Here is a 21809-nt window from a genome sequence, read left to right on the forward strand (position 1 = left end):
TCACAGGGCTGTCCACCGGGTCGTGCACAGGTTTCGGCGAGTTCTCCACAGCATCTGGGCCGTCGTCCACATGGCCTGTGGATAACCAGATTGGCTGACGGTGCCGGGGGGCCTACCGTGGTCCGGCGCCCGCTCCCTCTCCCGGCCGTGGAAACGTCACATATCCGACGCGCCGGAACCGGAGTTGGGCCTCTCATTTTGTCAGTGCCGTGCCGTAGAACAGAGGGCACGGCGAGGTCCGCCCAGGCGGACGGGAGGAGGTGGCTCGGTGAGCATTTCCGAGCCCTTGGACGATCCGTGGGCCGACAGCGGTCCCAGTGATCGTCTCCCCGCCTCCCGGCGCCGTGGTGACGCCAACCGTGGCGGCCGTGACGAGCAGCATGAGCGTGGCCGCGAGAACGGCGGCTGGGACGACGGAGGCTCCACCTTCGAGCGGGTGCCGCCGCAGGACCTGGACGCCGAGCAGTCCGTGCTGGGCGGCATGCTGCTGTCCAAGGACGCCATCGCCGACGTGGTCGAGATCCTCAAGGGCCACGACTTCTACAAGCCCGCGCACGAGACGATCTACACGGCGATCCTCGACATCTACGCCAAGGGCGAGCCGGCCGACCCCATCACCATCGCGGCCGAACTCACCAAGCGCGGTGAGATCAACAAGGTCGGCGGCGCCGCCTATCTGCACACCCTCGTCCAGACGGTGCCGACCGCGGCGAACGCCGAGTACTACGCGGAGATCGTCCACGAGCGGGCCGTCCTGCGCCGACTGGTGGAGGCCGGAACCCGCATCACGCAGATGGGATACGCGGCCGACGGCGACGTCGACGAGATCGTCAACAGCGCCCAGGCCGAGATCTACGCCGTCACCGAGCAGCGCACGAGCGAGGACTACCTGCCGCTCGGCGACATCATGGAGGGCGCCCTCGACGAGATCGAGGCGATCGGCTCGCGCAGCGGCGAGATGACCGGCGTGCCCACCGGGTTCACCGACTTCGACTCGCTGACCAACGGCCTGCACCCCGGCCAGATGATCGTCATCGCTGCGCGTCCCGCCATGGGTAAGTCGACGCTCGCGCTGGACTTCGCGCGGGCCGCGTCGATCAAGCACAACCTGCCGAGCGTGGTCTTCTCGCTAGAAATGGGCCGCAACGAGATCGCCATGCGTCTGCTGTCCGCCGAGGCCCGTGTCGCCCTGCACCACATGCGTTCCGGCACGATGACCGACGAGGACTGGACGCGCCTGGCCCGCCGGATGCCGGACGTGTCGGCCGCGCCGCTCTACATCGACGACTCCCCGAACCTGTCGATGATGGAGATCCGCGCGAAGTGCCGTCGGCTGAAGCAGCGCAACGACCTGAAGCTGGTCGTCATCGACTACCTCCAGCTGATGCAGTCCGGTGGCTCCAAGCGGGCCGAGAGCCGTCAGCAGGAGGTCTCGGACATGTCCCGTAACCTCAAGCTGCTCGCCAAGGAGCTGGAGATCCCGGTCATCGCGCTCTCCCAGCTGAACCGTGGCCCCGAGCAGCGCACCGACAAGAAGCCCATGGTCTCCGACCTGCGTGAGTCGGGCTCCATCGAGCAGGACGCCGACATGGTCATCCTGCTGCACCGCGAGGACGCCTACGAGAAGGAGTCCCCCCGCGCGGGCGAGGCCGACCTGATCGTCGCCAAGCACCGAAACGGCCCCACGGCCACGATCACGGTGGCCTTCCAGGGCCACTACTCCCGCTTCGTGGACATGGCCCAGACCTGATCGACGCCCACGGCGGAATGCGCTCGACGTGGCCCGTCCCAGCGGGTGGAGTGGGCACATGACGACATGGGACGAAGAGCTGCTTCCGGCGACGCGCCGGGCGTTGACGCACCGGATCGCCGTCGCGCAGGTCGAGGGGCGGGCGCCGTCGCTCGTCGCCGCGGTGGTGCGTGGTGGCCGGGCGGTGTGGCACGGGGCGCGGACCTCGGTGGACGGGCACGGGCCGGACGAGGATGTGCAGTACCGGATCGGCTCCATCACCAAGACCTTCACCGCCGTCCTGGTGCTGCGGCTCCGGGACGAGGGCGTGCTCGACCTCGGTGACCCGCTGGAGAAGCATCTGCCCGGTACCGGCGCCGGTGAGGCGACCATCGCCGAACTGCTCGCCCACACCGCCGGGTTGGCCGCCGAGTCGCCCGCGCCGTGGTGGGAGCGGACGCCGGGCTCGCTGCGGCCCGAACTGAGCGATGTACTCGGTGAGAAGCCCCCGCCGCACCCGGCCGGACGGCGCCATCACTACTCCAACCCCGGCTACACCGTCCTCGGCGCGCTGGTGGAGGAACTCCGCGGCGCTCCCTGGGAGCAGGTGCTGCGCGACGAGGTGCTCGAACCCCTCGGCCTCCACCGCACGACCGCCCAGCCCGAGGCGCCGCATGCCGGTGGCTGGGCGGTGCACCCCTGGGCCGACGCGCTGCTGCCCGAGCCGCTGGAGGACCTCGGCCGGATGGCCCCGGCCGGGCAACTGTGGTCCACCACCGGCGATCTCGCCCGCTTCGCCGCCTTCCTGGTCCAGGGAGACGACCGGGTGCTGAGCGCCGAGTCGGTACGGGAGATGCGCACCCCCGCCGCGCCCGCCGAACCCGCGGACGTGGTCGACGGGGCCACGTACGGTCTCGGCCTGCAGATCCAGCACCGGGACGGGCGGCTGCTCGCCGGGCACTCCGGTTCGCTGCCGGGCTTCCTGGCGAACCTCACGTTCAGCGTGGCGGACGATGTGGCGGCGGTGGTGCTGGCCAACTGCACCAGCGGTCCCCTGCTCGGTGCGGTGGGCGCCGATCTCGTCCGTATCGTCGCCGAGGCCGAACCGCGCATCCCCGAGCCGTGGCGCCCGCTGCGCGAAGTCGACCCGAAGGCGCTGGAGTTGGCGGGCCTCTGGTACTGGGGGACCCATCCCTTCGCGCTGCGGGTGAGGGCCGACGGCCTGCTCACGCTGGGACCGCTGAGCGGAGGTGGCCGCCGTGCCCGGTTCCGGCCGAACGGCGACGGCGGCTGGACGGGCCTGGAGGGCTACTACGCCGGGGAGTTGCTGGAAGCCGTGCGCCGCCCGGACGGCACGGTGAGCCATCTCGACCTCGGGTCGTTCGTGTTCACGCGTCAGCCGTACGACGCGGACGCGCCCGTACCTGGCGGGGTGGACGCGGAGGGCTGGCGGGGGATCGCCCAGCCGTAGCGAGACATCGACGGTACGAAGGGTCCTGTTTCACGTGAAACAGGACCCTTCGTGACATCAACTACACGTTCAAAGGCTCAGCTTGAAGCCTTCGTGCGAGGCCGTGAAGCCCAGCCGCTCGTAGAAGCGGTGGGCGTCGGTACGCGTCTTGTCCGAGGTCAGTTGCACCAGGTGGCAGCCGAGGCGGCGCGAGGTGTCGACGGCCCACCCGATCAGCTCGCTGCCCAAGCCGCTGCCGCGCTCGTCCGCGTGGACCCGGACCGCCTCGATGAGGGAGCGGGTGGCGCCCTTTCGGGAGAGCCCGGGGATGATCGTGAGCTGGAGTGTCCCGATGACCCGGCCGTCCCGGACCGCGACGACGAGATGCTGGTTCGGGTCGGTGTCCAGGCGCTCGAACGCCGACAGGTAGGGCGTCAGGTCGTCGGGTGACTCGCGCTGGGCGCCCAGCGGATCGTCGGCGAGCATGGCCACGATCGCCGGGATGTCGTCCGGGGTCGCGGGCCTTATGTCGAGGTCGGTCATGAAGCGCAGCCTATGCGGGGACGTGCAGCGACTCCACGGCCTTGACCAGCGGGGCGAGTTCGGGAGTCAGCGCCGCCGCGTCCAGTGACTCGCGCAGCGCGGCGTCATTGGTCGGACGTGCCTTCTCCAGCAGCTCCAGACCGGCCTCGGTGACATTGGTGTAGATGCCCCGGCGGTCGGTGGGGCACAGATAGCGCTCCAGCAGCCCGCGGTCCTCCAGACGGGTCACCAGCCGGGTGGTGGCGCTCTGACTGAGCACGACGGCGTCGGCGACCTGCTTCATCTGCAGATGACCGCCGTCTCCGTCGTGCTGCCTGCTGAGCACATCGAGCAGGGAGTACTCGCGCACGCTCAGCTCGTGCTGCGCCTGGAGGGCGCGCTCGATGTGCGCCTCGATCCTCCCGTGCAGCAGAGACAGGGCGCACCAGCCCTGCGCGAGGGCGGTGAGCGCGGGGTCCGTCGCTGTCATTGGGGTGTTCCTCCGTCCCGGAGCGGCTGAACTCCAGAGTAGAGCACTGCCGCAATATCCAGCGATTGCATTTAACCCGCGTCTGCAATTATTGTGGAAGCACGCAAAGCGCTCCTGCAATCGTTTGGGAAGGTCTACCCCCTCATGCCTCTCGCGCTTCTGGCCCTGGCGATCGGGGCCTTCGGAATCGGAACGACCGAGTTCGTGATCATGGGTCTGCTGCCCCAGGTGGCGGGCGATTTCGGGGTCTCCATCCCCACCGCTGGCCTGCTCGTCACCGGCTACGCCCTCGGCGTGGTGATCGGCGCCCCGCTGATGACCGTGCTCGGCACCAAGATCTCGCGCAAGCGGATGCTGATGGTGCTGATGGGCCTGTTCATCGCCGGAAACCTGCTCTCGGCCGTCGCGCCCGTCTTCGCGGTCATGCTGATCGGACGGGTGGTCGCGTCCCTCGCCCACGGCGCCTTCTTCGGCATCGGCTCGGTCGTCGCGGCCGAGCTGGTGGCACCGCAGAAGAAGGCCGGCGCCATCGCCATGATGTTCACGGGGCTGACCGTCGCCAATGTGATCGGCGTCCCGCTGGGCACGCTCATCGGGCAGCAGATCGGCTGGCGCGTGACCTTCGGCATCGTCGCCTTCCTCGGTGTGATCGGCCTCGCGGGCATCGCGAAACTCGTGCCCGAGGTGCCCAAGCCCGAAGGCGTGCGGCTGCGTCATGAGCTGGCCGCGTTCAAGAACGCCCAGGTCCTGCTCGCCATGGCGATGACCGTGCTCGGCTTCGGCGGAGTCTTCGCCGCCATCACCTACATCGCGCCGATGATGACCCACGTCGCCGGATTCGCCGACGGCTCGGTCACCTGGCTGCTGGTCCTGTTCGGCCTCGGCATGGTCGGCGGCAACCTGATCGGCGGCAAGTTCGCCGACCGCGCCCTGATGCCCATGCTCTACGTCTCGCTGGGCGCCCTGGCTGTCGTGCTCGCGCTCTTCACGCTCACCGCGCACAACAAGATCGCGGCGGCCGTCACCATCGCCCTGATCGGCGCCCTCGGCTTCGCCACCGTCCCGCCGCTGCAGAAGCGCGTCCTCGACCAGGCGCACGGCGCCCCGACCCTCGCCTCGGCCGTGAACATCGGCGCGTTCAACCTGGGCAACGCCCTGTCCGCCTGGCTCGGCGGCATGGTCATCGCGGCCGGGTTCGGCTACACCGCCCCCAACTGGGTCGGCGCCGTCCTCGCTGCGGCCGCCCTGCTGCTCGCCATCCTGTCGGCCGCCCTGGAACGCCGCGACACCAGGTCCGGCGCGGTGACCGCCTCCGGTGCGTCCGTCGGCCGACCGGAGCCCGCCCGCCACTGAGACCGGCGCGGCGCCCCCACAGATCCCCGTCCGCACCGGTGACGAACACAGCCCGGCCCGGACGGACCACCTCAGAGACATCCAAGGAGACCCCCACCATGAGCACCACCACCTTCGCCCCGCTCACCATCGAGGACGCCGAGCTGCTCATCGCCACCGCCCGGCGCGCGGCCGAGGACGCCGGTGTGACCGTCAGCGTCACCGTCCTGGACGCCGGTGGCCACCTGCTCGCCTTCCGCCGGGACGACCGGGCCGTGCTGATCTCCGGCGAGACCAGCACCCGCAAGGCGTACACCGCTCTCCAGCTCGACGCGCCGACCGCCGACCTGGTCGACCTCGTGCAGCCGGGCGGCCTCTTCCACACGCTGCCCACGGCGCTCGACCGCCCGCTGCTCTTCATCGCCGGTGGCGTTCCCGTCCACCGTGGTGGTCGGCTGATCGGCGCGATCGGTGTCGGCGGCGGCGCGCCGGACCAGGACCACGGCTTCGCCACCGCGGCGGTGAGCGCCCTCGTCTGAGCGAGCCCCGCACACCATGACGACGGCCCCCGCCGCAGCGCGGGGGCCGTCGTCATGCGGAGGTCAGCCCGCGGCCACCGTCAGCGGTGCGAACCTGCGGGTCCAGTCCCCCGGCAGCTCCGCCGCGCCGAGCACCATGACGGAATTCGACATCACCGGCGCGAGTCCCCGCTCCTTCGCCCAGGTCAGCAGCTCCTCATGGCGCACGTCCACATCGGTGCGCAGCGGCCGGTCGGTACGGGCCGCGAGCGAGCCGATGAGAGCCTTGGCCGTCTCCGTGTCACGGGCGATCAGCGGGCCGACGACATGGGTCCGCATGTTGGGCCAGGCGGTGGCGTATCCGGTGATCCGGCCGTTCTCCTCCGCCACCCGCACCTGATCGGCGAAGGCGGGCAGCCGGACGACGACCGAGGTGCGGTCGGCACCGAAGACCTCCGCGTCGAGACGGAGGATCGACGGCAGATCCTCGGCGGTCGCGGCCCGGGTCGCCACCGATGGCTCCGACCCGTCCGGCGTGAAGTGCCCCATGAGCATCTCCGCCCGGCCCACGGTCTTGAAGCCGATCTCCTCGTAGAGCGGGCGGCCTGCGGGCGTGGCGTGCAGGGTCAGGGGAGTGCCGTCCATGGCGGCCACGACGTGCCGCATCAGGCGGCGCCCCACGCCCTTGCGGGAGTGGCGTTCGGCGACCAGGACCATACCGATGGCACCCAGCTCCAGCCGCTGCCCGGAGCCGTACTCCGTGACGACGCACGCGGCGACGAGGCCACCGTCGGGATCGTCGATGCCGAAGCCGTTTCCGGCGGTCAGCAGCAGTCCCCACTTGTGTTCTTCGCGGGACCACCCCCGGTCCTCGGAGAGGTCGGCGCAGGCGGTGAGATCGCGCGGAGTCAGACGGCGGATGGGCAGCGCGGCGAGTGAAGAGATCGGCACGCCGGTCAGGCTGTCCGAAGGACACCCTTCACGTCCACCGGATTCGGAGACTTCTTACCGCTTCAGGCCAGTTCCGGCAGGGGTGTTTCACGTGAAACACCCCTGCCGCACGACGTAGCGCACACCGAAGTCGATCAACCCAGCGGACTCGTAAGGGGCTTGGCGGCCAACAGCGTAACCGGACGAAGCGCTTCAAGAGCTGTGTTTCCGGGTAACCCGACGCGGCATCCGGCCACGGTGTCACGCTGCGGAACGAGTGCTGCGGTCCTCCGTCTCGTCGGGGATCACGCGCTTCCGAGGGGGAGAGCGCAGACCGTCGCAGGAGTGCGAGCGAGGCCACACATGGAAGCTCCGGCCACCCCATCGGGGAACGACGGCCTGCCGGACCACGGCGACCGACGCCCGAGCCGCGGAACCGAGGCCGAACCGGTCGTCGCGCGCCCGGCGCGGCCCCTCGGCCAGCCGTCCTGGGACGCGCTGCTCATCCGCCGCACGATGGCGGAGATCGCGCCCGTCGCCGACAAGGTGACCTCCTACTTTTACGCCCTCCTCTTCGTGCGCCACCCGGAGCTGCGGCCCCTGTTCCCGCCCGCGATGGACACCCAGCGGGACCGGCTGCTGCGGGCACTGCTCACGGCGGCGGAGCACATCGACAACACCCCCGTGCTCGTCGACTACCTGCGGAACCTAGGCCGGGGCCACCGGAAGTACGGCACTCGGGCCGAGCACTACCCGGCTGTGGGCGCGTGCCTGATCGGCGCCCTGCGCACCTACGCCACCCACACCTGGAACCCACAGGCGGAGGCGGCCTGGGGCCGGGTCTACGCCACGATCTCCCAGGTCATGACCGACGCCGCCGCGACGGCCGGCCGGGACGCTCCGCCCTGGTGGCACGCCGAAATCGTCACCCACGACCTGCGGACACCCGACGTCGCGGTCCTCACGCTGCGCCCCGACCAGCCGTACCCCTTTCTGGCCGGGCAGTACACGAGTGTGGAGACCCCCTGGTGGCCGCGCGTCTGGCGGCACTACTCCTTCGCCTCCGCACCCCGCGCCGACGGCCTGCTCACCTTCCATGTGCGCGCGGTCCCGGCAGGCTGGGTGTCCAACGCCCTGGTCCACCGCGCCTGCCCCGGGGACATCGTGCGCCTCGGGCCACCGGTCGGCTCGATGAGTGTCGACCACGACACCGACAGCGGCCTGCTCTGCCTGGGCGGCGGCACCGGCATAGCCCCGATCAAGGCCATGGCCGAGGAGGTGGCCCGGCACGGCGCCCGCCGCCCGGTGGAGGTGTTCTACAGCGCGCGCGACGACCACGGCCTGTACGACATCGACACCCTGCTCCGGCTGCGGCAGGCCCACCCCTGGATATCCGTCCGGTCGGTCATCGACCGGGAGGACCGCCACCTCCACGACGCCGTGCGGGCGCGCGGCCCCTGGCGGGACTACGACGCCTATCTCTCCGGTCCGCCCGGCATGATCCGCAGCGGTGTCTCCGCGTTGCAGGCGCTCGGTGTCCCCACGCCCCGCATACGGCACGACCCCGTCGAGGACCTGGTGGTCGCCGGTTTCTGAGTGCGTGGGCCCGGGCTAGCCGAGGTCGGGGGCGTGCATGGCGCGGACGCCCTCGATGTTGCCGTCCAGGTAGTGCCGCAGCGACAGCGGGACGAGGTGGACGGAGGCGATGCCGACCCGGGTGAAGGGGATACGGACGATCTCATACTCCCCGGCGGGCTCCTCCACCTCGGGGCCATGGCGGAGGGCGGGGTCCATGGACTCCAGTCGGCAGACGAAGAAGTGCTGGACCTTCACCCCGGTCGCGCCGCCGTCCTCGCCGATGTGCTCCACGGTGTCCACGAAGCAGGGCACGACATCGCTGATCTTGGCGCCGAGTTCCTCGTAGACCTCGCGGTGCAGGGCGTCCACGACGGTCGGGTCCTCGGGCTCGACCCCGCCACCGGGGGTGACCCAGTAGGGATCGACACCGGGCTTGGTGCGCTTGATCAGGATGAGGTCGTCACCGTCCAGCAGAACGGCGCGGGCGGTGCGCTTGACCACGGGTCGGACGGTCATGGGAACAATGTGGCCCGGCTGGTTCCACGTGAAACATCGCAGGCGACTTCGGCCGCCCGAGGTGGCGGCATTCCCGGAGGAAAGCCTCTTCAGCACCAGTGAGAGGCCGCCCGCTGAAGCCACTCGTGCGCCCGTGCCACATGGGGCAGGGCCAGCGATCCGGTGCGCACCACCAGGAAGTACGTCCGCAGCGGCGGCACGGCCGGGTCGTGCAGCAGCACCACCTCGGCGCGGTCCAGAGCCGTGGCGCACAGATAGCGGGGCAGCACCGCGAGCCCGGCGCCCGCCCCGGCGCAGGCCAGCACGGCGCGCAGGTCGGGGACGATGACCGTGCCCGAGACCCCCGGACGTGTGTCGAAGACGGCGGCCCAGTAGCGCGAGACGAAGGGCAGCGACTCGTGGACCTCGACCACGGGCAGGTTCTTCAGCGCGGCCGCGCCTGTCCGCCGTAGCGCTTCCGGACCGATCCGCTCGGCCCAGCGCGGGGCGGCGACCAGCACATGTTCCTCGTCGCAGAGCGGGCTCGCGCTCAGCAGGGCACCGCGCGGCCGGAGCGTGCTGATGGCCAGCTCGTGATGGCCTGCCGCGAGACCTTCCAGTACTTCCTCCGCGGTGCCGAAGGAGGCGCGCAGGGCGAGGCCCTGTCCGTCGGCGCCGGTCAGCTCCGTCAGGGCGGGCAGTGCGCGCTCGGCGGTGAACTCCGGGGGCCCGGCCAGATGCAGTGTGCGCAGCGAGGACTCGTCGTCCAGGCCGCTCTCGGCTATCTCCACCAGGGCGTCGAGATGCGGTGCGGCCTTGTGGGCCAGCTCGTCGCCGATGGTCGTAGGTGTCACCCCGCGGGCCTGCCGCAGGAAGAGGGGGCGGCCGAGCTGGCGCTCCAGCGTGCGGATCTGGGAGGTGACGGCGGGCTGGGACAGGCCCAGCAGGGCGGCGGCGCGGGTGAAGGAGCCTGCCCGGTGCACGGTGACGAAGGTCCGCAGCAGGGCCAGGTCCATGCGGGGTCCCCTTTCCCTGCCTCCTCCGGCGGCCGGGCAGAACCCAACTATAAATAAGTCGATAGGTCTCTGTCGTTACCGTGATTGGACACTGACGCAGAGTCAACTAGCCTTGTTCGCGCGGTTCTTCGCGCGCGGAACCGGTGACGGTCCGAGCCACGAGGGGGGAGGCTCGGACCGTCCGCACCGCCTTCAGCCCGCGGACTCGGCGGCCTCGGCGGACTCATCCAGGGCCCGCAGCACGTCCGCCACCAGGTCCTCGGCGTCCTCGGCCCCGACCGACATGCGGATGAAGCCCTCCGGTACCGCGTCCCCGCCCCAGCGGCCACGCCGCTCGGCCGTGGAGCGGACCCCGCCGAAGCTCGTCGCGTCCTCGACCAGACGCAGCGCCTCGAGGAACCGCTCGGCGCGCTCGCGGCTGGGCAGCGTGAAGGAGACCACGCAGCCGAAGCGGCGCATCTGCCGCGCGGCGACCGCGTGCGACGGGTCGTCGGGCAGCCCCGGGTACCGCAGGTCGGAGACCTCGGGACGCCCGCGCAGCGCCTCGGCCACCGCGAGCGCCGTGGCGTTCTGCCGGTCGACGCGGAGCGGGAGCGTGGCGATCGAGCGGTGGGCGAGCCACGCCTCCATCGGGCCGGGGATCGCCCCGACGATCTTCCGCCAGCGGCGCACCGCGTCCATCGCCTCGCCCGCGTGCCCGACGACGTAACCCAGCAGGACGTCACCGTGCCCGGTGAGCTGCTTGGTGCCGCTGGCCACGGCGAAGTCGGCGCCCAGCTCCAGCGGACGCTGCCCGAGCGGTGTGGCGAGGGTGTTGTCGACCGCGACCAGCGCGCCGCGCGCGTGTGCCTCCTTCACCAGCCGCCGGATGTCGCACACGTCGAGCCCGGGGTTGGACGGCGACTCGATCCACAGCAGCCGTGCCCCGTCGAGCGCGTCGAGCTGGGCGTCGCCGCCGGTGGGCGCGGTGCGCACCTCGATGCCGAACGCCTCCAGCTGGGCCCGGACCAGGGGGAGCGCCTGGTAGCCGTCCGAGGGCAGTACGACCGTGTCGCCGGAGCGCAGCTGGGAGAAGAGCACGGCGGAGATCGCGGCCATCCCGGAGGCGAACACCAGCGTCTCGGCGTCGTCGTCGCCGGGCGCCTCCAGCTCGCCGATGGCACGTTCCAGCAGGGTCCAGGTGGGGTTGCCGTCGCGGCCGTAGGAGTACGGGCCGCTGACCTCGCCAGGCAGGTGGAAGTGCGCGGCGAACACCGGGCCCGGCAGGGTCGGCTCGTGCTTCACCGGCTCGGGGAGACCGGCCCGGACGGCGCGCGTGCCGTCGCCGGTCGAGTTGTCGTTCATACGGGCCGTTCCTCCAGATGTTCGCGTACGGAGTCGAGCAGTCCGGCGCTCGCCGCCTCCACCATCTCAAGGCACTCCTCGAAGCCCGCACGGCCCCCGTAGTAGGGGTCCGGCACATCGAGGTCGGCGTCGGCCGCCGGGTCGTAGGAGCGCAGCAGACGCACCTTGCGCGCGTCCTCCTCGGTGGGGGCGAGGCGGCGCAGGGTCTTGAGGTGGTCGGTGTCGAGGGCGATCACCAGGTCGAGGCGGCCGAACCAGGAGGGCCGGAACTGCCGCGCGGTGTGCCCGGTGCCGTAGCCGTGCTCGTCGAGGACGGACACGGTGCGCGGGTCGGCGTCGTCGCCCTCGTGCCAGCCACCGGTACCGGCGCTGTCGACCTCGACCAGGCCGTCGAGTCCGGCTTCGGCGACGCGCGCCCGGAAGACCGACTCGGCCATCGGGGAGCGGCAGATGTTGCCGGTGCACACGAAACAGACGCGGTAGGTCATGACCGGATCAGTCCTCGTCGGGCAGAACGAGGTTCAGCGCCCAGGAGACGATGGAGATGATCAGTCCGCCGAGCACGGCCGTCCAGAACCCGTCGACGTGGAAGCTGAGGTTGAGCTGCCCGCACACCCACGAGGTCAGCAGCAGCATCAGCGCGTTGACGATGAGGGTGATCAGGCCGAGGGTCAGGATGAACAGCGGGAAGGTCAGCACCTTCACGACCGGCTTGACCAGAAGGTTCACCAGGCCGAAGACCAGCGCGACCACGATCAGCGTGCCGACCTTCTTGCCCGTGCTGTCACCGGTGAGGGTGATCTTGTCGAGGAGCCACACGGCGACCGCGAGGGCGCCCGCGTTGGCGATCGTCTTGACTACGAGATTCTTCATGTGTCTGATCGTTGCAGACCAGAATCAGAGTGGCGGCGGGGCAAGGGCGGGCGACGGCGATGAAGGCATTCCGGCTGGACGATCTGGAGGCGGAGCGCGCCGCCAACGAGGGCGCGTATCTCCAGTTCCTGCACGAGCGGAACATGTCGGTCGGCCTGTACGCCCTCGACGCGGGCTCCCACGACCCGCAGAAGCCGCATCTCCAGGACGAGGTGTACTTCGTCGTCAGCGGCCGGGCCTCGATCACGGTCGGACTGGAGACCACCGAGGTCGCGCGGGGCAGCGTGGTCTACGTACCCGCGGGCGTGGCCCACAAGTTCCACCACATCAGCGAGGACCTGAGGGTCATGGTGGTGTTCTCTCCCCCCGAGGCGTGAGGGTCGGCTCTCAGGGTTCCCTAGGGGATGGATCAGGGGACGACAAGGGGTGCGCGGCCCCCACGGAGACCCTCGTCGGCTCTAGCATCGAAGCGGGACATCGAGAACCGCTAGCGCAAAGGACGAGGCGATGCGAGAGATCTTCACGGGGATGCCGTGGTGGGTGAAGTGGATCGCGGTGCCGGTCATCGCGCTGGTCGTGTTCGGCGGGCTGATAGCGACCGTGGTCGGCTTCCTGATAGGTCTGCTCTTCAAGCTGCTGCTCTTCGTCGCCCTGGTCGGCGGACTCATCTACGTGGTGCGGAAGTTCACCGCCGGTTCCTCCTCGCGCGGCGACTGGTGACGCGCGCGGGAGCCGGGGAGCGGTAACACGGATCGCCGGTTCCCTCGGGCGGGGGAAGTTTCCCCGGCAGGCCGTCCGCGCGCGGTGGTGGACGGTTAGAGTCCGGAACCTCCGTGGGGCCCCGAACCCCACGGGCGGCACGCACCCCACCCGTGTCCACCCCGCACGGGCCGCCCCCACCTCCGCGCTTCGGGAGTAAATCCTTGGCCACGGTCGACACCGCCCCGGCAGGACCCCACGCACCCCCGGCTCCGGCGCGGTCCTGCGCGCCCCCCATGCAGCGGCCCCCCGCCGCCACCGCCCCCGACAAGCACTCCGCGACCCTCATCGGCTCCGTCCAGCGCGCCATGCGCCTGCTGGAGACGGTCGCCGGGCACGAGTACGGCGCCCCCGCCAAGCAGCTCGCCCGCGAGACCGGCCTCGCGCTCCCCACGGCGTACCACCTGCTGCGCACCCTGGTGCACGAGGGCTATCTGCGCCGGGACAAGGGGCGGTTCTTCCTCGGCGACGCGGCGGACCGGCTGAGTAGCAGCGGAGCGCAGCAGAAACGTCGCAGCACGGTGGCCGACACCCTTGCGCACTGGCGCGATTCGATCGGCGCCCCGGTGTACTACGCGATGTACCGGGACGGCGAGATCGAGGTCATGTGTGTGGCCGACTCGCGCGAGACCCCGGCCGTCGCGGAGTGGGCCGACTTCCGCGAGACCGGACACGCCCACGCCATCGGGAAGTGCCTGCTCTCCCAGCTGGACGAGGACGCCCGCCGCGACCACCTCGCGCGCTACCCGGTGCGCTCCCTCACGCCGTACACCGTGCGGGACAACGATGCCCTGCTGCGGCGGCTGGCCAGGACCCGGCGGATGGAACCTGTGGTGGAGCGGCAGGAGTACGCCCTTGGAGCGATCTGTGCGGCGGTGCCGATCACTGTCGGTACAACCGCCGCGACGATGGCGATCTCGCTCCCGGCCCATCAGGCTGATCAACTTCCGTGCATGACAAGGAGGTTGCAGTCGGAGATGGGCCGTCACATGGGAGCGCTGGCGCTCTCTATCAGCATCTGAAAACTCACTCCTTGTGATCTGCCATGTACGTTCAGCTAGATTTGACCCCAGTCAGGGATTAAACCCGGCCAGTCGATGTCATACGACGGGGTAGGCGATGCGCGAGTCCGTACAGGCAGAAGTCATGATGAGCTTTCTCGTCTCGGAGGAGCTTTCCTTCCGTATTCCGGTGGAGTTGCGCTACGAGACGAGTGATCCCTATGCGGTCCGGCTCACCTTCCATCTGCCCGGTGACGCCCCGGTGACCTGGGTCTTCGGCCGGGAGTTGATGATCGACGGGGTCGGCCGGCCGTGCGGCGAGGGTGATGTGCACATCGCCCCCGTCGACTGCGAGGTGCTCGGCGAGGTGCTGATCCGGCTTCAGGTGGGCGGTGACCAGGCGCTGTTCCGCTCCTCCACCCCGCCGCTCGTGGCGTTCCTCGACCGCACCGACAAGCTGGTGCCGCTCGGGCAGGAGGGTGCGCTGGCCGACTTCGACACCCACCTCGACGAGGCACTGGGCCGCATCCTGGCCGAGGAGCAGAGCGCGGGCTGACGTGGCCCGGCCGGGGGGCGCCGAGCGTTCCGCCGGGCTCCGTGCACCTTTGAAGAAACGCTTCTGCAAGGGTTCACGGCCCGACGGTCTAGACGGTCCGCTCAGCGCTTCCGGCGCCGTCCCCTGCCGCCGGAGGCCGCGACGGGCGGGGTGGCCGCGGGAGCCGCCGTACCGGGCGCGGGGCGGTCCGCCGATACGACCAGGGCGGCCAGCGCGGTGGTGACCGGAACCGAGGCGACCAGACCGATCGAGCCGACGAGCGTGCGCACGATCTCCTCCGCGACCAGCTCGCTGGTGGCCACCGTGCCCACCCCGCTCTGCGCGATGGAGAAAAGCAGCAGCAGGGGCAGCGCGGCGCCCGCGTAGGCAAGGACGAGGGTGTTGACGACGGAGGCGATGTGGTCGCGGCCGATGCGGATGCCCGCCCGGTAGAGCCCGCGCCAGCCCATCGAGGGGTTGGCCTCGTGCAGTTCCCACACGGCCGAGGTCTGGGTGACCGTCACATCGTCCAGCACGCCCAGCGAGCCGATGATGACGCCCGCGAGCAGCAGCCCGCTCATGTCGATGGACGGGTAGAGGCCGTGGATCAGGCCGGTGTTGTCGTCCGTGTTGCCGGTGAGCGCGGCCCAGCCGATGAACTGTGAGCCGAGGAGACCGATCAGCAGCAGGGAGACGAGGGTGCCGAGCACCGCGACGGAGGTCCGCGCGGACAGGCCATGGCACATGTACAGCGCGATGAGCATGATCGCGCTCGACCCGACCACGCCCACCAGCAGCGGATTCGAGCCCTGGAGTATCGCGGGCAGGATGAACAGGGTGAGCACCATGAAGCTGACGGCCAGGGCCACCAGCGCCATGACACCGCGCAGTCGGCCCACCACCACGACGGCGACCGCGAAGATCCCGGCGAGCAGGGCCATGGGGAACTTGCGGTCCAGGTCGGTGACCGCGTACTGGAGTTCCCTCGGCGCCTTGGGCTCGTAGGCGACCACGACCTTGTCGCCCTGGTGCAACTGCCGGGTCTGGTCCGGCTGCACCAGCTCGGTGAAGGTGCGTCCCTTGTCCTTGCCGGTGTCGACCCGGACAATCGCCTTCTTGCAGGGGCCCTTCTTGTCCTCCTGGGCAGCCGGACCCGCGCCCGTGGCCGAGGGATCACCGGCCGGGGCTCCCCCGCCCACCCCGCCGACCTGGCAGCTCACCGAGGTGACCTGGGTGACCGTGGCCTGCTGGGTCTGGCGGTCGAAGCCGACCCCGGAGCGCTGGTGCGGGGGCGCGCCTCCGGGCCAGAGCACCACCAGACCCACGACGACGGCCGCGCTGAACGGGATCAGGATGGCCGCGATGACCTTGCGCAGATGTCTGGAGACCGGCGCGGCGGGGCCGTGGTTGTGAGAGTGGCCATGACCGCCATGACCGCCATGGCCGTTTCCGGGGCCGGACCCGTGCCCGCTCCCGTCGCCGGGGCCTGGTCCGGAGCCGGGCCGGTGGGGTGGGCCGGGGGGAGGGTAGGGAGGCTGCTGCGTCGTGGTCACGGCCCGATCATTGCAAGAACGGGGGAGGCCCACTGTTCATCCCGTCACACAGGGCGCTAGCGTGGAGGCACCTTTGCACACGCGGGAGCTCGGAGCACCGGGCTGAGAGGGCGCTGACCTCCGTCGTTGCGATGTTTCACGTGGAACATGGTTCCCCGAGATCATCTGCGGACGGAAATCGCTGCGTCGACCGCCGAACCTGTTACCGGGTAATGCCGGCGTAGGGAGTAGGTCTCATGACCAACAAGGACGCACGCACGCCTGCCTCCGCGCAGACCACGACGACCAGTTCGTCGGGCGAGGAGGCCGGGAAGTCCATCGGCTGGCACAAGGCGTATGTCGAGGGTTCGCGCCCCGACCTGCGGGTGCCGGTCCGTCAGGTGCATCTCACCAACGGGCGGTCGGTCACGCTGTACGACACCTCCGGCCCGTACACCGATCCGGAAGCCGACACCGATGTCCGCCGGGGGCTGGCCCCGCTACGGGAGAACTGGATCGTCGCCCGTGGCGACACCGAGGAGTACGCGGGCCGTCCCGTCCGGCCGGAGGACGACGGGATCAAGCACACCTCGCCGCGCGGCGGGCTGCGCAATCTGGACGCAGTCTTTCCGGGACGGCCTCGCCAGCCCCGGCGTGGACGGACGGGCCGGGCGGTCACCCAGCTCGCCTATGCCCGCCAGGGGGAGATCACGCCCGAGATGGAGTTCGTGGCGCTCCGGGAGAACGTCTCTCCCGAGGTGGTCCGCGAGGAGATCGCGGCGGGCCGGGCCGTGCTGCCCGCCAATGTGAACCATCCGGAGATCGAGCCGATGATCATCGGCAAGCGGTTCCTGGTGAAGGTCAACGCCAACATCGGCAACTCGGCGGTCACTTCCTCGATCGAGGAGGAGGTGGAGAAGATGACCTGGGCGACCCGCTGGGGCGCCGACACGGTCATGGACCTCTCCACCGGCCGCAACATCCACACCACCCGCGAGTGGGTGCTGCGCAACTCCCCCGTGCCCATCGGCACCGTGCCGCTCTACCAGGCACTGGAGAAGGTCGACGGCCGGGCCGAGGAGCTGACCTGGGAGGTCTACAAGGACACGGTGATCGAGCAGGCCGAGCAGGGCGTGGACTACATGACGGTGCACGCGGGTGTGCGGCTGCCGTACGTCCCGCTGACGGCGAACCGGAAGACCGGCATCGTCTCGCGCGGCGGCTCGATCATGGCGGCCTGGTGCCTGGCGCACCACAAGGAGTCGTTCCTGTACGAGAACTTCGAGGAGCTCTGCGAGATTCTCGCCGCCTACGACGTCACCTACTCGCTCGGCGACGGTCTGCGGCCCGGTTCGATCGCGGACGCCAACGACGAGGCGCAGTTCGCGGAGCTGCGCACGCTCGGGGAACTCAACCGGATCGCCAAGCGGTTCGATGTACAGACGATGATCGAGGGCCCCGGGCACGTCCCGATGCACAAGATCAAGGAGAACATCGACCTTCAGCAGGAGATCTGCGACGAGGCCCCGTTCTACACGCTCGGCCCGCTGACCACCGACGTCGCGCCCGCGTACGACCACATCACCTCGGGTATCGGCGCCGCGATGATCGCCTGGTGGGGCACGGCGATGCTCTGCTACGTCACACCCAAGGAGCACCTGGGCCTGCCGAACCGGGACGACGTCAAGACCGGCGTCATCACCTACAAGATCGCCGCCCACGCCGCCGACCTGGCCAAGGGGCACCCCGGAGCACAGGAGTGGGACGACGCGCTCTCGGACGCCCGCTTCGAGTTCCGGTGGGAGGACCAGTTCAACCTCGCCCTGGACCCGGACACGGCACGGGAGTTCCACGACGAGACCCTGCCCGCCGAGCCCGCTAAGACGGCCCACTTCTGCTCCATGTGCGGGCCGAAGTTCTGCAGCATGAAGATCTCGCAGGACATCCGGCGCGAACACGGCGGCAACCGGGCCGAGATCGAGGAGGGCATGGCGAAGAAGTCGCTGGAGTTCGCAGCCACGGGCAACCGGGTCTACCTGCCGATCGCGGAGGACAAGCCCTAACCGTACGGGGCTAGTCCGGCTGGTGTTCCGGGCCGCCGAAGTCCGGGCTCGTGTAGTCCGGGCTGCTGAAGCGGGGGCGGTCGGTGGCCGTTCCGTCGTCGGGGCTGCTGAAGCCGGGGCGGCCGTAGCCGAGGCGTGGCATCCGGCCGCTCGGTCCGGGGGCCGGGAGGGGCTGTGCGGCGGGTGCGCCGGGCCGGGTGAGGGCGTCCTGCAGGAAGGGCAGGATGCCGCGCTCGAGCAGCGCGTCCCGCCACTCCTGACGCGCCCTCGCCACCGCCTCGCGCGCCTCCTCCTGGGCGGCGGCCCCGGCGGAGGAGCCGTTGCGCAGCGCGGTGATCAGAAGCGCCACCCCGGCGGTCAGGATCGCCACCGCCGTCAGGGCGCCGAAGACCCAGCCGACGGTGACCATGGTCCGGCCGAACTGCTGGCCGGGGGCGACCATCTTCAGGCTGTAGCCGACCAGCAGGAAGATCACCGCGGCCGTTCCGGCGAGCACGGGGGCCAGGACCGCGATCATCGCGCTGGCGCCCGCCCCGGCGGCCTCGGCGGTCTCACCGAGGGCGGCGGCGAGCCCCAGCGGGCCCGATCCCGGTTCCGCCGAGCCGGATTCGACGCCGGTCGTCTCGGCGGCCGGTGCCGGACGGCGCAGTTCCTCGCGGGTCTTGACGTAAGTCTGGTACTCGGTGGCGGCGGCGGCCGCGATGAGGGCCGTGGCGTTGAGCGCCATCGTGCGCAGCTGTTCCGGGTTGAGCCGCTCTCCGACGGCGGACAGTTCCGGGTGGTCGGGTGCGGAGCGCAGCGCCTCGTCGAGGAGCCGCTCGAATTCCCGGCGGTCCTCGCTCAGCAGGTGCTGCGGAACGCTGTTCATGTGCATCCCCCGATGCTCCGTAGGGCTTGGGGCTCGCATGGCGGCGAGCCGTCGGGCAGAAACGGAGGGGAGCCTGCTACGGATAAGCCGATGGTAGAGCTGTCACACCGCACGGTGACAGGGGGTTGCCGGAAATTCAGACCAGGTGAAGCGTCAGGCGTCCAGGGGCAGTTGCTGGACCAGCAGCTTTCCGGCCATGGTCACGCCGCCGTCCATGGCGATGGCGAGACCGTCGGCGTAGACGTGCGGACCCTCGACATGGGGTTCGCCGCGGTCCTCGTTCTCCTCGGAGCCGACCTGGCCGAGCAGATACGGGATCGGGCTGTGGCCGTGCACGACACGGGTGCCGCCGTACGTGTCGAGGAGGGAGCGCACGGCGTCGGCGCCGCCCTCGTCGCGGAAGGAGAAGCGCTTCGTGAACTTGCGGAACAGGTCCCACACCTCGTCCGCGTCGTTGCGGGTCAGCGCCTCGCGGACGGTGTCGTTGACAGCCTCGATCGAGTCGCCGTAGTCGAGGTAGGCGGTGGTGTCGGAGTGGACCAGCAGATGGCCGTCGACCTCCTCGACCGCGTCGAGCCGGGCCATCCACTGCAGGTGATGGTCCTGGAGACGGTCCATGTCGGTCTTCTGGCCGCCGTTGAGCAGCCAGGCCGCCTGGAAGGTTGCGGTGCCCGCGCCGGAGTTGACCGGGGTGTCGCCGAACCGCTTGGCGCCCAGCAGCAGCAGCTCGTGGTTGCCCATCAGGGCCTTGCAGTAGCCGCCTGCCGCCGCGGCCTCGGCGGACAGCCGCATCACGAGGTCGATGACGCCGATGCCGTCCGGACCGCGGTCGGTGAAGTCGCCGAGGAACCACAGCCGGGCGGTGCCCGCGCACCACTGTCCGGCCTCGTCGACCAGGCCCTTCTCCCGCAGCGCGCTCAGCAGCTCCTCGATGTAGCCGTGGACGTCGCCGACGACGAAGAGCGGGCCGGGACCCGCGTCGGACTGCGGCGCCGGGGCGGCCGCCGGTTCGACGGGTGGCGGGAGGGTGTCGCCGCGCTGGATGACCGGCAGGTCCCGCTCGGTCGGGGTGTACCCGTCGGGGTGCTCCTCCTCGTGCGGCGGGACGACGTCACCGGGGTGCACGTCGGCGTACGGACCGGTCTCATGGACGTACGCGGGCACCCGGAAGTCGCGCAACGTCGCCGTTCGCTCCGTCTCGGGTCCCTGACCGGCCCCCTGAGTCATCAGACCCCTCCACCATCGCGCCGCAGCTGCACCGCTTCGGACTGCCTGGTCGCAGCGGCCCGCGGTGTCGTGGGCCCATCATAGGAATGCGCGTCGCGCCATGTGATGACCCAGGGGTGGTGAATCACGGCGAGGCTCCTGATCGCCGAGGCTTTCGTCCTGATTGGGCACGGGTTCGACCGGTTGCCCGGCCGGGATCGGTTGGCCCGCCGGGCGGTCGCCCACCCCGGTTCGGCGAGCCGCGACCGCCCGCCTCTCCCGCCGGGCGGCCCGGCCCTCATTGTGCCCGGTTCCGTCAGTCCCGCTCCGGCGCCCTGGGCGGGCTGACCGTGGTGCGTGGCGGACGGCGTTGGGACGAGGTGCGCACGATCAGCTCGGTCGGCATCACCTGCTCGACCGGCTGGTCCGACTCGACCCCCTCGATGGCGTCGATGAGCAGTTGTACGACCGCCGTGCCGATGCGGCGCGGCTTGAGCGAGAGCGTGGTGATGGGCGGCTCGGTCGTCGCGTACACCGTGGACTCGCTGCAGCACACCAGCAGCAGGTCGTCCGGGACGCGCAGCCCGTAGCGCCGGGCGGCGGCGAGCAGGTCGGTGCCGTTGGGGTCGAAGAGGCCGTAGACGGCGTCCGGGCGGTCGGGGCGGGCGAGCAGCCGGTCGGCGGCGACGGCGCCCGCACACGGGTCGTGCGCCGGGTACGACTCGTAGACCGGGTCCTGGCCGACCCGCTCGCACCAGCGCAGATAGGCGGTGGTGGACAGATGGGTGTACGTGTCCGTGGTGGTGCCGGTGAGCAGTCCGATGCGGCGCGCCCCGGCGGCGGCGAGGTGGTCGAGGATGCCGAGGACGGCGGCCTCGTGGTCGTTGTCGACCCAGGCGGTGACCGGGAGGGAGCCGGCCGGGCGGCCGTCGGAGACGACCGGTAAACCCTGCCGGACCAGTTCGCTGACGACGGGGTCCTGGTCGGAGGGGTCGATGACGACGGTGCCGTCCAGCGCGACGTTCGACCAGACGTCGTGGCGGGAGGTGGCGGGGAGGATGACGAGGGCGTAGCCGCGGGCGAGCGCGGCGGAGGTCGCGGCCCGCGCCATCTCGGCGAAGTAGGCGAACTCGGTGAAGGTGAAGGGTTCGTCCCCGTACGTGGTCACGGTCAGGCCGATCAGGCCGGACTTGCCGGTACGGAGGGTGCGGGCGGCGGCCGAGGGCCGGTAGCCCAGTCGGTCCGCGACCTCGCGGACATGGCGGCGGGTGGCATCCGGGAGCCGCCCCTTGCCGTTGAGGGCGTCGGAGACGGTCGTGATGGAGACCCCGGCGGCGGCGGCCACATCTCTGATGCCCGCCCGGCCCGGCCGGCTGCCTCGCCGGGAGGTTTCCCCGCGGCTCACCTGGTGCTTCCCTGCTGCTGTCATGGCGAGCCGATAGTAGGGCTCTTGTGGTGGGGTAGGGCGGACGCATATGCATGCGTTGACAGGCACGTTTCTGCATGATCATTAGGTAGTAACAGCCTTGGAAAGCAAGCCAGTTGGCCGGTCCAGTGCCAGGACGTGA

The 21809-nt window shown here is 70.5% G+C and carries 22 protein-coding genes and 1 riboswitch; of the genes, 10 read left to right on the forward strand and 12 right to left on the reverse strand.

The features are described 5' to 3' along the window. Nucleotides 1-268 precede the first annotated feature (268 nt). The gene (dnaB, locus tag ACI2LY_RS24720; RefSeq protein ID WP_389003627.1) at nt 269-1750 is read left to right on the forward strand and encodes a replicative DNA helicase; all 1482 of its coding nucleotides are present in this window, start codon (nt 269-271) and stop codon (nt 1748-1750) included. Nucleotides 1751-1808: 58 nt separating this feature from the next. Beyond that, nucleotides 1809-3200, forward strand: coding sequence for a serine hydrolase domain-containing protein (locus ACI2LY_RS24725; protein WP_404709069.1), 1392 nt, complete (start codon nt 1809-1811; stop codon nt 3198-3200). A gap of 69 nt (nt 3201-3269) precedes the next feature. Here ACI2LY_RS24725 and ACI2LY_RS24730 read toward each other — a convergent pair whose 3' ends face one another. Together ACI2LY_RS24730 and ACI2LY_RS24735 are read right to left on the reverse strand one after the other, a co-directional pair. After that, nucleotides 3270-3722 (reverse strand): GNAT family N-acetyltransferase, encoded by a 453-nt coding sequence (locus tag ACI2LY_RS24730; RefSeq protein WP_404709070.1) that lies wholly within the window; start codon nt 3720-3722, stop codon nt 3270-3272. A gap of 10 nt (nt 3723-3732) precedes the next feature. Next, nucleotides 3733-4191, reverse strand: coding sequence for a MarR family winged helix-turn-helix transcriptional regulator (locus ACI2LY_RS24735; protein WP_389003618.1), 459 nt, complete (start codon nt 4189-4191; stop codon nt 3733-3735). A 144-nt stretch (nt 4192-4335) separates the two neighbouring features. Here ACI2LY_RS24735 and ACI2LY_RS24740 point away from each other — a divergent pair, with 144 nt between their 5' ends. Both ACI2LY_RS24740 and ACI2LY_RS24745 read left to right on the forward strand, forming a co-directional pair. Next, a complete protein-coding gene (locus ACI2LY_RS24740) occupies nt 4336-5544 on the forward strand; it encodes an MFS transporter (protein WP_404709071.1) in 1209 nt (402 codons plus the stop codon). Nucleotides 5545-5642: 98 nt separating this feature from the next. Further along, the gene (locus ACI2LY_RS24745) at nt 5643-6062 is read left to right on the forward strand and encodes a heme-binding protein (RefSeq protein ID WP_401639098.1); all 420 of its coding nucleotides are present in this window, start codon (nt 5643-5645) and stop codon (nt 6060-6062) included. Between the two features lie 63 nt (nt 6063-6125). On the opposite strand, the gene ACI2LY_RS24750 is transcribed toward ACI2LY_RS24745, so the two are convergent. Continuing rightward, nucleotides 6126-6992 carry a GNAT family N-acetyltransferase gene (locus ACI2LY_RS24750; protein WP_404709072.1) on the reverse strand — a complete coding sequence of 289 codons (867 nt, stop codon included), beginning with the start codon at nt 6990-6992 and terminating at the stop codon, nt 6126-6128. 342 nt (nt 6993-7334) lie between these two features. Here ACI2LY_RS24750 and ACI2LY_RS24755 point away from each other — a divergent pair, with 342 nt between their 5' ends. Further along, nucleotides 7335-8567: a globin domain-containing protein gene (locus ACI2LY_RS24755; protein ID WP_404709073.1), complete on the forward strand. Its 1233-nt coding sequence runs from the start codon at nt 7335-7337 to the stop codon at nt 8565-8567. A 15-nt stretch (nt 8568-8582) separates the two neighbouring features. Here ACI2LY_RS24755 and ACI2LY_RS24760 read toward each other — a convergent pair whose 3' ends face one another. The 5 genes from ACI2LY_RS24760 to ACI2LY_RS24780 all read right to left on the reverse strand — a co-directional run bounded on the left by ACI2LY_RS24760 (nt 8583) and on the right by ACI2LY_RS24780 (nt 12277). Next, entirely contained in the window at nt 8583-9065 is a 483-nt protein-coding gene (locus tag ACI2LY_RS24760; protein ID WP_350900782.1) for an NUDIX hydrolase, read from the reverse strand. A gap of 89 nt (nt 9066-9154) precedes the next feature. After that, nucleotides 9155-10060 (reverse strand): LysR substrate-binding domain-containing protein, encoded by a 906-nt coding sequence (locus tag ACI2LY_RS24765; protein ID WP_404709074.1) that lies wholly within the window; start codon nt 10058-10060, stop codon nt 9155-9157. A 192-nt stretch (nt 10061-10252) separates the two neighbouring features. Continuing rightward, nucleotides 10253-11404, reverse strand: a complete 1152-nt coding sequence (locus tag ACI2LY_RS24770) for a cystathionine gamma-lyase (RefSeq protein ID WP_404709075.1) — start codon at nt 11402-11404, stop codon at nt 10253-10255. Continuing rightward, entirely contained in the window at nt 11401-11892 is a 492-nt protein-coding gene (locus ACI2LY_RS24775; protein ID WP_404709076.1) for a low molecular weight protein-tyrosine-phosphatase, read from the reverse strand. Before ACI2LY_RS24775 ends, ACI2LY_RS24770 begins: the two co-directional genes overlap by 4 nt. Nucleotides 11893-11899: 7 nt before the next feature. Continuing rightward, nucleotides 11900-12277 carry a phage holin family protein gene (locus ACI2LY_RS24780; RefSeq protein WP_389003596.1) on the reverse strand — a complete coding sequence of 126 codons (378 nt, stop codon included), beginning with the start codon at nt 12275-12277 and terminating at the stop codon, nt 11900-11902. 59 nt (nt 12278-12336) lie between these two features. Between ACI2LY_RS24780 and ACI2LY_RS24785 the strand changes: the two genes are divergently transcribed. The 4 genes from ACI2LY_RS24785 to ACI2LY_RS24800 all read left to right on the forward strand — a co-directional run bounded on the left by ACI2LY_RS24785 (nt 12337) and on the right by ACI2LY_RS24800 (nt 14593). Then, on the forward strand, nt 12337-12654 hold the full coding sequence (locus ACI2LY_RS24785; RefSeq protein WP_389003593.1) for a cupin domain-containing protein: 318 nt from the start codon (nt 12337-12339) through the stop codon (nt 12652-12654). A gap of 130 nt (nt 12655-12784) precedes the next feature. Further along, the gene (locus ACI2LY_RS24790; protein ID WP_393913284.1) at nt 12785-12997 is read left to right on the forward strand and encodes a DUF5326 family protein; all 213 of its coding nucleotides are present in this window, start codon (nt 12785-12787) and stop codon (nt 12995-12997) included. Nucleotides 12998-13200: 203 nt separating this feature from the next. Further along, a complete protein-coding gene (locus tag ACI2LY_RS24795) occupies nt 13201-14058 on the forward strand; it encodes an IclR family transcriptional regulator (RefSeq protein WP_404709077.1) in 858 nt (285 codons plus the stop codon). Nucleotides 14059-14155: 97 nt separating this feature from the next. Continuing rightward, entirely contained in the window at nt 14156-14593 is a 438-nt protein-coding gene (locus tag ACI2LY_RS24800; RefSeq protein ID WP_161147327.1) for an SsgA family sporulation/cell division regulator, read from the forward strand. Nucleotides 14594-14694: 101 nt separating this feature from the next. Here ACI2LY_RS24800 and ACI2LY_RS24805 read toward each other — a convergent pair whose 3' ends face one another. Continuing rightward, a complete protein-coding gene (locus tag ACI2LY_RS24805) occupies nt 14695-16125 on the reverse strand; it encodes a YibE/F family protein (protein WP_404709078.1) in 1431 nt (476 codons plus the stop codon). Between the two features lie 71 nt (nt 16126-16196). Continuing rightward, nucleotides 16197-16369: riboswitch (TPP riboswitch) on the forward strand. Between ACI2LY_RS24805 and thiC the strand changes: the two genes are divergently transcribed. Then, nucleotides 16362-18167: a phosphomethylpyrimidine synthase ThiC gene (gene thiC / locus ACI2LY_RS24810; protein ID WP_404709079.1), complete on the forward strand. Its 1806-nt coding sequence runs from the start codon at nt 16362-16364 to the stop codon at nt 18165-18167. (Overlaps the previous riboswitch by 8 nt.) A gap of 10 nt (nt 18168-18177) precedes the next feature. Here thiC and ACI2LY_RS24815 read toward each other — a convergent pair whose 3' ends face one another. From ACI2LY_RS24815 to ACI2LY_RS24825, 3 genes are all read right to left on the reverse strand, one after another. Beyond that, nucleotides 18178-19041, reverse strand: a complete 864-nt coding sequence (locus tag ACI2LY_RS24815; protein WP_404709080.1) for a hypothetical protein — start codon at nt 19039-19041, stop codon at nt 18178-18180. 147 nt (nt 19042-19188) lie between these two features. Next, nucleotides 19189-20262 carry a metallophosphoesterase gene (locus tag ACI2LY_RS24820; protein ID WP_393913288.1) on the reverse strand — a complete coding sequence of 358 codons (1074 nt, stop codon included), beginning with the start codon at nt 20260-20262 and terminating at the stop codon, nt 19189-19191. A gap of 295 nt (nt 20263-20557) precedes the next feature. Continuing rightward, nucleotides 20558-21670 (reverse strand): LacI family DNA-binding transcriptional regulator, encoded by a 1113-nt coding sequence (locus tag ACI2LY_RS24825; RefSeq protein ID WP_389003572.1) that lies wholly within the window; start codon nt 21668-21670, stop codon nt 20558-20560. Nucleotides 21671-21809 lie beyond the last annotated feature (139 nt).

It is taken from the genome of Streptomyces sp. NPDC002176 (assembly GCF_044903645.1).
In the GTDB taxonomy this organism is placed as follows: domain Bacteria; phylum Actinomycetota; class Actinomycetes; order Streptomycetales; family Streptomycetaceae; genus Streptomyces.

Excerpts from the sequence above, each read along its gene's own strand:
- ACI2LY_RS24725 (WP_404709069.1), top strand. The coding sequence starts at position 1,809 with ATGACGACATGGGACGAAGAGCTGCTTCCGGCGACGCGCCGGGCGTTG.
- ACI2LY_RS24730 (WP_404709070.1), bottom strand. The coding sequence starts at position 3,722 with ATGACCGACCTCGACATAAGGCCCGCGACCCCGGACGACATCCCGGCG.
- ACI2LY_RS24735 (WP_389003618.1), bottom strand. The coding sequence starts at position 4,191 with ATGACAGCGACGGACCCCGCGCTCACCGCCCTCGCGCAGGGCTGGTGC.
- ACI2LY_RS24740 (WP_404709071.1), top strand. The coding sequence starts at position 4,336 with ATGCCTCTCGCGCTTCTGGCCCTGGCGATCGGGGCCTTCGGAATCGGA.
- ACI2LY_RS24745 (WP_401639098.1), top strand. The coding sequence starts at position 5,643 with ATGAGCACCACCACCTTCGCCCCGCTCACCATCGAGGACGCCGAGCTG.
- ACI2LY_RS24755 (WP_404709073.1), top strand. The coding sequence starts at position 7,335 with ATGGAAGCTCCGGCCACCCCATCGGGGAACGACGGCCTGCCGGACCAC.
- ACI2LY_RS24760 (WP_350900782.1), bottom strand. The coding sequence starts at position 9,065 with ATGACCGTCCGACCCGTGGTCAAGCGCACCGCCCGCGCCGTTCTGCTG.
- ACI2LY_RS24765 (WP_404709074.1), bottom strand. The coding sequence starts at position 10,060 with ATGGACCTGGCCCTGCTGCGGACCTTCGTCACCGTGCACCGGGCAGGC.
- ACI2LY_RS24770 (WP_404709075.1), bottom strand. The coding sequence starts at position 11,404 with ATGAACGACAACTCGACCGGCGACGGCACGCGCGCCGTCCGGGCCGGT.
- ACI2LY_RS24775 (WP_404709076.1), bottom strand. The coding sequence starts at position 11,892 with ATGACCTACCGCGTCTGTTTCGTGTGCACCGGCAACATCTGCCGCTCC.
- ACI2LY_RS24780 (WP_389003596.1), bottom strand. The coding sequence starts at position 12,277 with ATGAAGAATCTCGTAGTCAAGACGATCGCCAACGCGGGCGCCCTCGCG.
- ACI2LY_RS24785 (WP_389003593.1), top strand. The coding sequence starts at position 12,337 with ATGAAGGCATTCCGGCTGGACGATCTGGAGGCGGAGCGCGCCGCCAAC.
- ACI2LY_RS24790 (WP_393913284.1), top strand. The coding sequence starts at position 12,785 with ATGCGAGAGATCTTCACGGGGATGCCGTGGTGGGTGAAGTGGATCGCG.
- ACI2LY_RS24800 (WP_161147327.1), top strand. The coding sequence starts at position 14,156 with ATGCGCGAGTCCGTACAGGCAGAAGTCATGATGAGCTTTCTCGTCTCG.
- thiC (WP_404709079.1), top strand. The coding sequence starts at position 16,362 with ATGACCAACAAGGACGCACGCACGCCTGCCTCCGCGCAGACCACGACG.
- ACI2LY_RS24815 (WP_404709080.1), bottom strand. The coding sequence starts at position 19,041 with ATGCACATGAACAGCGTTCCGCAGCACCTGCTGAGCGAGGACCGCCGG.
- ACI2LY_RS24820 (WP_393913288.1), bottom strand. The coding sequence starts at position 20,262 with ATGACTCAGGGGGCCGGTCAGGGACCCGAGACGGAGCGAACGGCGACG.
- ACI2LY_RS24825 (WP_389003572.1), bottom strand. The coding sequence starts at position 21,670 with ATGACAGCAGCAGGGAAGCACCAGGTGAGCCGCGGGGAAACCTCCCGG.